General features: G+C 60.4%; 10 protein-coding genes. 5 read left to right on the forward strand and 5 right to left on the reverse strand.

Features of this window, described 5'->3' with window-relative positions; all coding sequences use genetic code 11:
• Positions 1–93 precede the first annotated feature (93 nt).
• Both LVJ94_25865 and LVJ94_25870 read left to right on the forward strand, forming a co-directional pair.
• Positions 94–2,076, forward strand: a complete 1,983-nt coding sequence (locus LVJ94_25865; GenBank protein ID WXB10641.1) for an ABC transporter ATP-binding protein/permease — start codon at positions 94–96, stop codon at positions 2,074–2,076.
• A 709-nt stretch (positions 2,077–2,785) separates the two neighbouring features.
• Positions 2,786–3,016: a hypothetical protein gene (locus LVJ94_25870; protein ID WXB10642.1), complete on the forward strand. Its 231-nt coding sequence runs from the start codon at positions 2,786–2,788 to the stop codon at positions 3,014–3,016.
• 53 nt (positions 3,017–3,069) lie between these two features.
• On the opposite strand, the gene LVJ94_25875 is transcribed toward LVJ94_25870, so the two are convergent.
• Positions 3,070–4,041, reverse strand: a complete 972-nt coding sequence (locus tag LVJ94_25875) for an NADP-dependent oxidoreductase (GenBank protein WXB10643.1) — start codon at positions 4,039–4,041, stop codon at positions 3,070–3,072.
• A 781-nt stretch (positions 4,042–4,822) separates the two neighbouring features.
• Between LVJ94_25875 and LVJ94_25880 the strand changes: the two genes are divergently transcribed.
• The 3 genes from LVJ94_25880 (at position 4,823) to LVJ94_25890 (ending at position 7,162) form a co-directional block, all read left to right on the forward strand.
• The gene (locus LVJ94_25880) at positions 4,823–5,227 is read left to right on the forward strand and encodes a hypothetical protein (GenBank protein WXB10644.1); all 405 of its coding nucleotides are present in this window, start codon (positions 4,823–4,825) and stop codon (positions 5,225–5,227) included.
• 25 nt (positions 5,228–5,252) lie between these two features.
• Positions 5,253–6,427 (forward strand): IS3 family transposase gene (locus LVJ94_25885; GenBank protein ID WXB10645.1). Its coding sequence is split into 2 segments (ribosomal slippage): positions 5,253–5,508 and positions 5,508–6,427, totalling 1,176 coding nucleotides; the frame shifts between segments, so codons are not numbered across the junction.
• Between the two features lie 579 nt (positions 6,428–7,006).
• Entirely contained in the window at positions 7,007–7,162 is a 156-nt protein-coding gene (locus tag LVJ94_25890) for a hypothetical protein (protein WXB10646.1), read from the forward strand.
• Between the two features lie 306 nt (positions 7,163–7,468).
• On the opposite strand, the gene LVJ94_25895 is transcribed toward LVJ94_25890, so the two are convergent.
• The 4 genes from LVJ94_25895 to LVJ94_25910 all read right to left on the reverse strand — a co-directional run bounded on the left by LVJ94_25895 (position 7,469) and on the right by LVJ94_25910 (position 12,783).
• Positions 7,469–8,344 (reverse strand): restriction endonuclease, encoded by an 876-nt coding sequence (locus LVJ94_25895; protein WXB10647.1) that lies wholly within the window; start codon positions 8,342–8,344, stop codon positions 7,469–7,471.
• A gap of 1,571 nt (positions 8,345–9,915) precedes the next feature.
• Complete coding sequence (locus tag LVJ94_25900) at positions 9,916–10,347, reverse strand: DUF4265 domain-containing protein (protein ID WXB10648.1); 432 nt, start codon at positions 10,345–10,347, stop codon at positions 9,916–9,918.
• A gap of 178 nt (positions 10,348–10,525) precedes the next feature.
• Positions 10,526–11,368, reverse strand: coding sequence for a hypothetical protein (locus LVJ94_25905; protein ID WXB10649.1), 843 nt, complete (start codon positions 11,366–11,368; stop codon positions 10,526–10,528).
• Between the two features lie 173 nt (positions 11,369–11,541).
• Complete coding sequence (locus tag LVJ94_25910; protein WXB10650.1) at positions 11,542–12,783, reverse strand: hypothetical protein; 1,242 nt, start codon at positions 12,781–12,783, stop codon at positions 11,542–11,544.

Raw genomic sequence — 12,783 nt, forward strand, 5'->3', positions numbered from 1 at the left:
CCTTTCGTATGGTCGAAGTCACGCGCGGGCGAAGTCGTGGAGTCGATCGCTCGGACTACTGGACTCCCTACGCGAGGGCCCCTACCCGTCCACATGGGACTCGAGGATACCGTGCGCGCCTTCGGACTCGAGGCGGAGCCGCTATACGGCCGGTACGGCGACATCGATACACTGCTCTGCGGCACCGCCCCCGCCCTGCTGCGCGTAGTCGGGTCGTCGGCTTCCGATGAGCACCAGCTCATCGCGCTTCTCGATGCGAACTCCAAGCGCGCTCGCATCCTTGCCCCCGATCATTCGGTGCGCACCATCCCGCTGACCATGTTGCGCGATGCCCTTTACCTCGAAACAGAAGGTGCGCACGGCGCGCGCATCGAAGCGCTTCTTGCGCGTATTCCGATCTCGTCCCGAGACCGCGCGCGCGCGCGAGCTGCTCTTCTCAGAGAACAGGTGCGTGAGCTTCCTCTTGACGTGGGATGGGCTCTGCGCCTTTCCCCTGCAACTCCCTTTCTTCACCAACTCCGAAGCGCGGGGGTCATCCGGACCCTGCGTGCCATGACCGCCGCGCACGCGGTGAGCTTCGCCCTGTCCGTGCTCGGGTGGTGGATCCTCGGACGCGGAGCGCTCTCGGGCCATCTGGACCGGGGTTGGCTGTACGCGTGGGCTCTCGTTCTGGCCACGCTCGTTCCCATTCGCGTCCTGACCGCGTGGTGGCAGGGTATCACCAGCATTTCCGCTGGCCTCCTCTTGAAGCAGCGGATGCTGCTTGGGGCCCTCAATTCCGTCCCGGACTCCATCCGGAGCGAAGGCACGGGTCAGCTTTTGGGCCAGGTCATCGAAGTCGATGCCGTCGAAGATCTGGCCATGCACGGGGGCTTCGTCAGCCTCATAGCGCTCGTGGAACTGGCCATCTCCCTACCCGTGCTCGCTCTCGGGCCATCGGGCGTTTCGAGCGTTCTAGCATTTCTCGGCTGGCTCGCATTCGCCGCCTTTCTCATCTATCGATTCGCCCGCCGCTGGATAGGATGGTCGCGCGCGCGCATCACGATGACCGAGGACATGATCGAGCGAATGGCCGGTCACCGCACTCGCGTTGCCCAGGAAGACTCGGCCCACTGGCACGACGATGAAGACCGTGCCCTCGCCGCCTACGCCGAAGCCACACACGCCCTGGACCGCGTCAACACAGCCATCACGGGCCTGCTGCCCCGGGGCTGGATGCTCCTTGGCTTTGCGGTCCTTGCGCCAGCGTTTATTGCCGGCGCGGCATCGCCCGAGAAACTCGCTGTCGGCATCGGAGGTGTTCTGCTCGCACGGAGTGCGCTCCTCCGCATCACCACCGGGCTCACCTCCCTCGTTGGCGCGGTAGCGGCATGGAAACATGCCGAGCCGCTCTTTCACGCGGCGACACGCTTTGAGCCGGCTGCCTCAACGCGAACGCCGCCGAAGGACACCGATTCAGAGGCTGCGACGCTGCTCGACGTGCGACATCTCGATTTTCGGTATCGCGCCGACGGCGCTGCCGTCCTCCGAGATGTCACATTCCGTATCCAGCGCGGCGAACGCGTCCTCGTGGAGGGCCCGTCGGGCGCCGGCAAATCAACCTTCGGGTCTGTGGTCGCCGGACTGCGGCCCCACGAGTCAGGCCTGGTTCTCTTCCGTGGACTTGATCGAAAGTCGCTAGGCGCCGATGCGTGGCGGCACAATATCGCCGTCGCACCCCAGTTCCACGAGAACCACCTTTTTTCGGAGACTCTCGCATTCAATCTGCTCATGGGTCGCCAGTGGCCTCCTCGCGAAGAAGACCTTCGCGAGGCCGCAAGAATTTGCCGCGAACTCGGCCTTGGCCCTCTGCTGGACCGTATGCCCGGGGGCTTAATGCAGCGGGTCGGCGAAACTGGATGGCAGCTCTCCCACGGTGAACGAAGCCGTGTGTATCTGGCGCGCGCGCTCCTCCAGGGGGCTGAACTCGTGATCCTCGACGAGAGCTTCGCCTCTCTCGATCCAGAGACACAGGCGCAGGCTTTGGAGTGCGCGCGAAAGCGGGCACCCTCGCTCATGGTGATCGCACATCCGTAAGAGAGCGAATGATGAATCACCGCCGAGCCCGCCATCCAACTGGACAAAATGGCCCTGGTCACGAGAGTGACCGCTCATCCTTTGAGCGGGACTCATAATCCCTGAGGTCTCGACGCACCCAGAGATCGCGTGTGTAATTTTCTATTGTAGATAGCTGAAAGCGAGCTCGGTTGGCCGCGAGCGAATGTGACATCGGTCAAACCAGACATCGTCATGTCTTTGATTCTATTCAGAAAGATGGTACGCGATTATTCGTCGCTCGACGAATAACCTCGCTGTCGCGTCAGTTTTTCTCGCAACCTCTGTTTAGCGCCAGCCGACAGTTACTCTCGACGATGCCGTGAACGGCGGCTCCGTTCGATGCGCCAACGGCGCAACATCCGCCACGACGGCGGCTTCAGGGGAGTAAACGATCCGAGGGAAACGGTGAAGATCAGTCCCGCCGCCTCCTTTGTAGGCGCTCGCGAAGATTCAAGTTACAACTGTCAATTGCGTATTCCGACGCGACCCTACCGCGTTCGGGAACCGGAGGCCGCCCGGCGAAAGGTGGCGCCGACTCGCCCTCGACGTTGACCGGCATGCAAGAGGTTTTGCGAGCTCGCTGCGTACGAGTCTTGCGGAGGCGATCCGCTTTTTCGGAATTCAGAGAGAGACCTGGGCACATGCGGTAGCCAAGGCACTTCACTTGGGGACCGAGCGTCAATTCGGGGTGGAACCTTTCGATGATCGCTTTTGGCTCACCGGTGCCGAGCCGCCTCTCCCGCTGCTCGACACGTCAGTGCGCGGGGCGCTGCCGGCCATCGTGAATCATCGCCCCGTGCTCGGGGTGGGCTATGGCTTGGCCGACCTCGCGTGGTCGGGGTCATGGGACGAACCCGTGGGACCACGAGCCATCCTCAAGGCCGGCATCGACATCGTGGTGGCCTGCCACAGGCGGTAGCCTCGGCCTAGATGGGACACCGTATCAGCCCGGCGGGATCACAATAGGTTCACTCAGGTTACCCGAAGGGCAAGTTTGCCAAGATAGTGAGTGCGCAGCGCCCGGTGCGCGTCGGCGACCTGCTCGAACGGAAACGTGCGAGCGACATGGACCTCGAACGACCCGGTTTCGATGAGGCGGTTGAGCGTGTCGGTCGCGGCTTGACCGATGTCGCCGTTGTAGCGAACGAGTTCCACGCTGGAACGGACATTCGGCTCCGGCATCACGCCGTAGGGGCAGGAGACTTGGCCGCCGTCGCGCACGGCCGTTAGCGCCTGATCGGTCGCCTCGCCTCCGTAGGTGACGAGGGCGGCATCTATTCCTCCAGGTGCGAAGTCACGGGCGGCGGCCCCCGCGTCGTCCTTGCGCCCGTTGACGACGGCGTCGGCACCCAGCCGACTCGACAGTGCCACGCCGTCATCACCCGACGCCACCGCCAATACGTGGGCTCCCATTCGTTTGCCGATCTGCACCGCCATGTGCCCGATGCCGCCGCTGGCCCCCAAGATCATCACAGTCTGGTCCTGCTTCAGACCCAGCTTTTCCAGGCCACTAAGGGCGGTCAACGCGTCCCATGCCACTACGCCCGCCTGCTCGATTGTCAGCTTCTCGGGGATAAGCGAGACGTTCTTCGCCGCCACTACGGTGTACTCGGCATAGAATCCTCCCCTGGGGAGCGGCATGGAGGCGGCGTACACCCGGTCGCCCTCCTTGAAGCGGCTGACTTGCTCGCCCACAGCCGCGACAGTGCCCGCTCCGTCCCAGCCGAGGACATAGGGAAATGTCGAAGGCATTCCGAAAGCCCCGTCGTAGTGTCCCTCGCGCTCAACGCCGTCCCACGAGGCCACACCTGCCACCTCCACCCGGATCAAGACATCGCTGGGCCCGACCTCTGGCACGGGCAAGGTTCGTAGCGTAAGCAACTCGGGCCCCCCGAACCGCTCGATGACGGCGGCCCGCATGGTGTTCTGTTTGATGTTCGCCATCGTTTTCGTTTCCCCTTGAGAGCAATCCGGTTTTGCCACGGAGGACTCTAGACGCGGCGTTGCCCGCCGGCGCGCACGGACCGATGATTCGAGAGCACGATCTGATGGTCCCGTGCTCCCGAACGATACGTCTCCTGCACGCGTCTTTCGCCTCTGCGAGGAGACCTCGCATTCGGCGGCCCCGGCAGGCTGGCGATTTTCTCCGCTGAAGGCTGTCGCTCCGACCTGGATTACTTCGCGGACGGCCATAGCTTCGATGACGTGAAGTCGCAGTGCGAACGCCTCAATCTTCGCCGCGCCGAGATCATAAGGCTCTTCGCCGCGCACGAGACAGCACTCTCGCCCGCGGGCCACAAGCAGCTTGGCGCGTGCATCGACCCGCGGGTTCTCGAGCGCTGGTACGAACGCGCCCTGGTGGCCACGGTGGAGGCCGAGGTCTTCCGGCCGTGGTCAGATCGTTCTAGTGGGAGCGCCCCAGACAACGCACCGACACTAGCAAAACTCAGTAAGAGAGCTGATGTAAAGGAAGGTGACACGTGATTTGTAATGATGCCCTTCGCTAATCCGATCGGAAGCTACTACGCATCGGTATAAGAACCCGCCGTACTCAAGGCAGGATTGAAACCGGTGCGTGCTGACGACGAGACCTTCGGTCCGGGCAAAATTATCGATCAGATCTACCGTGGCATTAATGAGGCCAAGGTACTTGTCGCCGAATTGACAACAAAAAAAACCAAATGTCTTCTATGAACTGGGACTTGCCCATGCACTAAATAAGCCGGTGGTGCTGGTGTCGGCAACTGTCAACGACAACCCGTTCGACATCAGACATATTTGGGTGATATTTTATGACATCAACGACCCTTTCTGGGGCACAAAACTAATCGATAAAGTCGCCGAAAACATTCTATCTGCGCTTGCCAAATCCAGAAGAAGCGCTATTCAAGACGATGCTAAAGAACCGGGTCCCCGCAGCGCGGCGGAAATAAGGCTTCGAGAGAGCTTCGCGGGGGTGGTTTCGGAGCTTCACTTCGTGCATCGGGTCGAAGCGAAACGAAGCTTGGTTAACAGAGCGTTGACCGCGGTTAACTCAAACCTCCACAACAAAGCTCGGAAACGAATCCGCGCACGTACGCTTCCCGACCGCGCCGTGGAGGTCCCCCGTTTCAGTGGACAGTCCCGTTAACTCGAAGTAACGCGAGGAGTGTCCCATGGCGAAACGGAAACGACGGGTGTTTACGCCCGAGTTCAAGGCAGATGCAGTTCGGCTTTGCAAGAGCGGAGATCGAACCATCGCGCAGGTCGCGAACGACCTCGATCTAACGGAAACGGCGCTGCGAGCTTGGGTCAAGCGCGCCGACGCGCAAGCGCCGAAGAGTGCCACATCGAACGAGCTGACGACGCCGGAGCGTGAGGAACTCGCGGAGCTTCGCCGAAAGGTGAAACGCCTCGAGATGGAGCGCGAGATCTTAAAAAAAGCAGCAACATTCTTCGCGAAGGAGAACACGTGAAGTTCGCGTTCATCGACGTGGAGAAGACGTTCTGGCCCATTCAGGTTCTCTGCTTCGTACTCGGCGTCTCGCGAAGCGGCTACTACGCCTGGAAAGCACGGCCGAAGTCGAAAGCCAGGACGAGTGACGAGAAGCTCGCGACGCAGATTGAAGCGTCGCACAAGCGCAGTCGTGGCACCTACGGAAGCCCGCGTGTGCATCGGGAACTGCGGGCTCGGGGCATCCGCGTGGCTCGGAAACGCGTCGAACGCTTGATGCGCCAGCAGGGGATTGCCGCGAAACGAAAACGACGCTTTCGTCGCACCACGGACTCGAAGCATGCGCACCCCGTTGCCGCGAATCTGCTCGAGCGACGGTTCGACGTCGATCTTCCGAATACGGCATGGGTGACCGACGTGACGTACGTCTGGACCCTTGAAGGCTGGCTTTACCTCGCCGCGATCCTTGATCTCTATTCGCGACGAGTCGTCGGCTGGGCGACCAGCGAAACCAACGACCGGGAGCTCGCGTTGCAGGCCCTTCGCAGCGCCGTGAACAGCCGAAAACCGCCAACGGGGCTGCTTCATCACTCGGACCGCGGCAGCCCGTACGCGAGCGCCGACTACCGTGCCGGACTCGAACGACATGGCTTCGTGGCTAGTATGAGCCGCAAGGGCGACTGCTGGGACAACGCCGTCGCCGAGAGCTTCTTCGCCACAATCAAGGGCGAGTTGATCGATCATGAAAACTACGTGACGAGGGCTTGCGCGATCGCGTCGATCGCCGACTACATCGACAATTTCTACAACCCCGTTAGACGGCATTCGTCGATTGGCTACGTTAGCCCAATTGAGTTTGAATTAATTTTGTTGCAATCAAACAAGCTGTCCGCATAGTGACGGTGTCCACTGCAGCGGGGGAGGATCACCGTCCGGGCGCCTGTTTGTAGCAATTCGAGAACTCGGCCCGCGCGGAGCTTTGTCGGTGATCGGATGATCTAGGTGGTGCCCTTCTCGAACCCCCTGAAGGCGCACGTCATCGACAGCGCCGCGGACGGGGCCTTCGCGGGCGTGGTGCAGGCCGGCCCCGCCGGCCGGTCGCGCGAGCCTACCCCCCCGGGTGGACGACGTGACCGAGGCCGTGGACGCGTTCGCCCCACTGCGTGAAGATGGTGGTCGATGTCAACCGCTCGCCGCACAAGTTCCTGAATGGCATCGAAGCTCTACGTCGGCTCACGTCCGCGCCGCCGCTGCGTCCGTCGAAATCGGCACGGCGATTCGCTCGTCGGAGGACCTCGCGCGCCGCCTCCACATCCGCGAGGACGAACGCGAGCCATCGGGGACACCGGCAACCTTCGTGGCCACGTACGTGACCGCCCCTGCACCAATGAACTCGACGCGAGGAACGACGCGAATGCTCTCCGGCCTCGTCACTTCGATGCGATCGACGACGTGGAGCAGATAGTTGCGCGCCCCATGCCCATCGTTGGCAACGAGGCTTCACCACGCCGGCTCGAAGGTAGCCGCCGCATCGAGCTCTTCGTCAGCAAGGACAAGGAGTTGAACCATTGCGCTCTGGGCTGCCGATATTTTCGACAGGAAATACGCCTCGTGCTGCTTCAGTTCACATAGCCTCCTTTCGCCAAGAGGTCGTTTGGCGTCGTCAAGTCGGATGATGCCGTCCCAGGCTCTTATTCGCTCTTGGGTACTCCCCAGTGCGAGCCGAAGCCTCGATATACGTCGCGGGGCCTCTTGCGATTCGTCGATTTCGGTGACTACAGACCTCACCCAAAAGCTCTTAATCGATGTGACGGCGCGTGTCGACCGGTCCGCGGGACGCGTATTGCGATCGCAACTTGTGCGTGACACGCACGTCAATGCAGCTTGCGTCCTACGGGATCAGAAAAGAACGGACCTCGCGCAGCGGATACGCTACATTTATGACCGTGGCAGTACGATCACTGGACCGGTCTCTGGGGGCAGTGGCCGTCCTTCCGCGTCGAGACGATGGAGTCTCCCATCAACCACGTTCTTGAGGACGAACGCAACGAACTCGTTCAAAGTGTAATCAACGAATGTGCGTGCATAGACCACCCATTCGAGATCGATTTCGACAGCAAGGACCTTTGCCCGCGGTAACATAGACTCTCCTGTGTCCATGAATACTGGCTCGTTGAAGGTGTGCCGTCGTCGATGGCGCCGACCGATGTCCTCGCCGTTGAACGGAAATAACTGGTCCATAATCAGTTTACCCGTAATTACCTGAGTGCCGTTCTCACTAGTAAATACGATCTTATCTGATTGTTCGCTCGTGAAGCGAAACGCATGGAGGCCGAGACGCGCCGCCTCGGATCTCATCCAAGGCATGTCCAGCAGCACTTCATGTTCGTGCAGGACTGCTTTGACAGCCTCGAAGTCGAGACCGAGATTGCGGACGTAACCTTTGTCTGGCACGCGAAGTTCGTAAAGGCCGATTCCGTGTGCGCGCGCATAGGTCTGCGCGCCCTCCTGAAAGCCTGCGCGAGAGACAACAATCCCCCGCGGTTGACCCGGAAGATCATCCAAGACGGCCTTGAGAGTAAAGATTTCGCCCTGCTTCACGCGGGCAGCCCAATCCTTGCATGAAACAACCGTGCGATATAGAACCCCGGCCTGCTCGAATTCCCAGTAAACATCAATTTGATGTGTCGCCGTCTTGCCGACGAGCTCCACATCGTGCCGAACATCCACATTCGTAACACCTTCATGCGTTAGAATGGCTTGGAACACTCGTTGGGTGAACGTTTCGTAGTCTCGCCACGCAGTTTTTTTCACCGACCCACCCTAGCACGTCGGAACCTATCAACGATTTCGAGACACGGAGGGGCTGAGTTTATTGAATGGTCATGATGTCTTGATCCACGGTATTCATCCCGGAACTGGCCCCTGCCCCTGCGTAATTCCCCAAAAGGCTGACCCCATGACCCTGCAAAAAACTCCGTCACGTTCCCCGTGCGGGTTGGCCCGATCATCCTGCCTTGTGGCTGGTCCCATGACCCTGCAAAAAACTCCGAAACCTGGTCCCATCCCCCTGCAAACTGGCAAACAGGCGGGACCTCTTGGTCCGACGGAAGAAGCTTGAGTGACTTTCAGCCTCGAAGACAAAGTTGGCGAGGGTCGTCGTTGGTGACGTTGCTGGTCGTTGGGGGGCGATTTCGGAGCTTCAGATCGAGCTCTGGGTCGAAGCGAAACGAAGCTCGTTTAGCTCAGTGCGTTAACTGATTTAACTCGCCCCTCCGCAAGCAAGCACCAAAATGAATCCGCGGACTTGCGTCGTCGGACCGCGCGTTCGGGGTCCTCTTCGTACCCACGAAAGAACCGGGCTGTGCGGCGGGGCTTTGTTTCGCTTTGTCGCCCTGCGCGCCGTGGCTCTACCTCCTCGCAGCCCCGATCTCCGACGCCAACCAATCCCGGCGAACTCGAGGTCCCATCCTGTACACATCGCGATGTGCTCCTTGGCCCACCGTGAGGCCTTTGTTCGTTTGCGCGGGTGCGCCTGCTCGGCGACGGGCGCAGACCGTGTGAGCGGCCCGTGTTCGGTGTGCTCCGGCGGGAACTACGAGCTGATCGGATTCGTTGTCATGATTCACGATCGTGGGGTTGTGTCGGAGTGCCCTCCGTATCGTGTCATCCCCCCCGCTCTTGCTACGCTTTTGCCCGCGCGTCCTTGCAGAAAGACACGATCGTGCGTCGCGCCCACAAGCCAGACAAAGCCCATTCCGACGATATACACCTCATGCGACCATACGGCGCCAGGATCAATTCTGACACTCTGGCGACTAGACTACGAGATATTCATATATGCCAGTCACCATAAGAGCTCGTTCTGAGTCGCCCACTTTCGAAGCGCGAGTCCAGAATCCGCTCGTTAGTTTCATCTGGCTTCGGCCCCAACATGCGCTGGATTCCACTCCTGCCCCCTCGAGGCCCTCGTCGAGATTTTTCGATTTACCATCTATTATGTTCGCATTATGTAGATGACAGAGAGCCGCCGACGCCGCAAGTAATTGGCGCACGAGGCTCGTCGACTTTCCGCGCACCGATCGATATGCGCGGCGCTGCGTCGAACTCGCGGAAGTACTCTTCGCGATTGAGCGGGACGCCGCTCGTCTTTCTCATGAAGCTCGCCTTACTGTCCGAAGAGAGCCGTCCGTCCCATCGTCTGGCAATTTGCCCGCGAGCGCGATCGCCTCCTCGCCGATTTTTACCGTGGATCCAGTGGCCCACTATCTCGCGCCCTTAGCAGGACACGTGCAAAGGTGCAGGTGTTCGTGCCCCCGTCCTGGGCCGGGGTGCCGCGGTTGGACGACGATGCAGTTCTTCCCCACAACGTTTTGAACGATTGTTCAGCCGACCGCGTGACCGCAGTGTCCTTCTTCGAATGACCAGGCGCCACCAGCTTCCCCGGCTTGCAACGCGGCGTATGCTTCAAAGATATTCACCTCGGGCGGGACATCGACTGCAAGGAGCCCCTTCGGCCCCTCCTCATACGAACACCCTTGACGCTCTAGGGCTGCCCAATATTGTCGAACCTCCGAGGAACGACCTGGCCTTGGAATGATGCGATAGGTCGAGTGGCCACCGCGTCGTAGCACTTGGACGAAGGTCAGCGTGCCACCCACGAACTTGGCAAGCACGACGTCCTGAAAACTCACGTCAAACGCAAAGAAGGGGCTGTTCTCTAGGCGATACTGACCGGGCCCGACCTCCATCACCCAGAGGCTTTCGGTCGCCGAGCCATGCCACATGCCTGCGTCAAGATGAAATAGAAGCTTCATGCCTACGATAACCTCGCCCGATCGCGATGCTCGAGTCCGAAACCCCTGCATCGTTGCCCAGAACGTCCCGTCCGCAACGATTGGTCCCCACCCGTGCTCGACGAACCGGAGCCCGTTCCACATGCCCCCTGTGCCGGCGCGCTTCGATCGGATTGGCATTGCGCCATGGGACCGACATCTATCGGTCTGCGCGCGGTGCGGCAAGGAGCTCATGGCTCCCATCCAGCGCGCGGACCCAGACGATGCCCCAGTCACCAACCCGAATGGCTTCAACGTGCCCATCGATGGGGATCTCCCCGCGCGCATTGTGCTCCAGATCGAGGCTTGCGATTACCTTCCGGCTCGGTATGGCGTAGTACACCGTTTCGCCATACGTCGTGAAGGCAGTCCTGGCATCGTCCAGCATGGCCACGCGTGCACCGTCGGATTTTCGTATAATTTCGACCGGAGCATCTCCGCCCGCGTCCGGCTGGCCGTCACTGGACGATTGCACGGCAAGATGATCTCGGGTTTGAGCCAATTCAACGTTGGCGCGCGACAAGAGTTTCGTGCCCTGGGTGTCGTCGAGAGGGATCGCGAGAGTCCCCTGCTGGGTCCGGGCATAGAGGGACGTGCGATCCGCGAGCAACTTGGATGCCGGATTTCGAAACGCGCTGGAGCGACCGCCCCCGGTCGCGAACAACTTCATATGCGTGGGCAGCACTTCGCCCGTTCGACGATCGAGGCGCCATAAAATGGGAAATTCCGCGGAGTCGGAGCCAAAGAAGAGAGCGTCACCGATCCCCGCGAGGCCCGAATAGTAATAGCGGTTAGGGTCACGAAAGAACCATTGCGGGGGCCCGCCTTCAACTGGAAAACCAACGAGTCCATCCATCGTCAAGGTGTAAATGTACCGGTCATCGATCTCTAACTCGTGCGGATCGGCAAAGACCTCAAAGGTGCGCCTTTCTCCCGGGTGTGTGAGAGACGCCGCGAAGATACCTTCTGAAATCCAGTACGCCGTTGCTCCGCGCAGCGTCAAGGATTCAATATCCCACTTGGACCTTGCCACGAGCCAGGCCCGGGATGTCTCGAACGGGTTCTCCGTCTGCGACAGGGACTTCCTACTTGCGTTGCACGATTTGGGAGCGCCACATGACCACGTTATGGCAAGAAAAAGAGCCCCGGCGAAGCGGTTCGCTCCCACCCACCTCATCATTTCAGCCAGGCTCCGTTCTTCGGAACCCAAATGAGTTGCGCCTCGCCCCCCACCCGTGCACCCGGCGGATAGAGGCCCAGCGTGTAAAGGCCGTGCGTGTTCGGGCCATTCGGATCTCGCGGGAACGCATTTTTCGCTCCCGGTGCCACAGTAAATGGCAACCGAACTTCCTGCCCAAGGCACGAGGTCACCTCCAGAGCGTCCACCTTTCCGGTCTTGCCTGGTCTCTTTAGCTCATTTGCATCAATAAGCTTTCGGGCGAACGGCGCGCCACCACTGTGAAACAGCCCCTCATCGAAGATGAGGAGTGCATCAAGATCCATTTCATGTTTTAGCGGTCGAAAGAAATAGAACATGACCGTGAACTTGTCGCGCGGCGAGAATCGATCTTCCGGGTGCTTCGCTCGAATACGGACGACTCCGCGCTGTCCCGGGAAGAGCCCCCGCGACGCATCCGCGTCTTCGACAGAGTTGTTGCCCTCTTGAAGGACCGTGCCGTCATCCATGACGAAGTGGATCTCGTACGCGTCCGCGTGCCCCGACGGCAGCAGCTTTTTCCCAGTCGGGAATGAGTTGTGATCGTAGTGCCAAACGACATTGTCGGAATCTGAATGCACGTCGAGTCCCTTCGTAACCCAATCACGCAAATTGTCGTTGCGTGCGTCCACGCGCTGCGCCGCTCCCCACGCGACGGGCGGGTTCGATTTCTCGTTGATTTCGGCCCACACGTCGAGCAATAGCCTGGCCGGATCGGCTTTGAGCGCGCTGCAGAAATTGCGCATGAGTTCGGCCCCCTGGGTATCACCTGGATACGTTGCCGAGTATCCCAGCACGCCATGAACGGGCTTTTCTTTTTTCAAAATAGGCAGCCACTGGTCGGCCCACTGCTCACTGAGATTGGAACACGACGGCACGAGGAGGTATTTGAGTCGTCCGGTCGAAGGGTCTGACACGTGCCGCGCCAAATGGGCACCAAGTAGAATCCTGTTGTCGTCCTTCGCCCCCAACGCGTTGCCGTACACATACCCGCCGCCGCCATGACCGCTCACCGCAACGAGGTCGGCTTGCTCTTCGGTATTGTCGGCGGTCAATTTCCCCCCCGCGACGCCGGGGTTGAGAATCCATTGCTCGAGAAATTTGCCGTTGTTCGTCGCGGGGCGGGCGATGAGCCCCCGTTCGCCAGAATCGGATAGCCATCGGATGTCGAGATCCGGAACGTTGCTCGAAACCCGCTTCAA

The organism is Sorangiineae bacterium MSr11367 (assembly GCA_037157805.1).
GTDB classification, from domain to species: Bacteria; Myxococcota_A; Polyangia; order Polyangiales; family Polyangiaceae; genus Pendulispora; species Pendulispora rubella.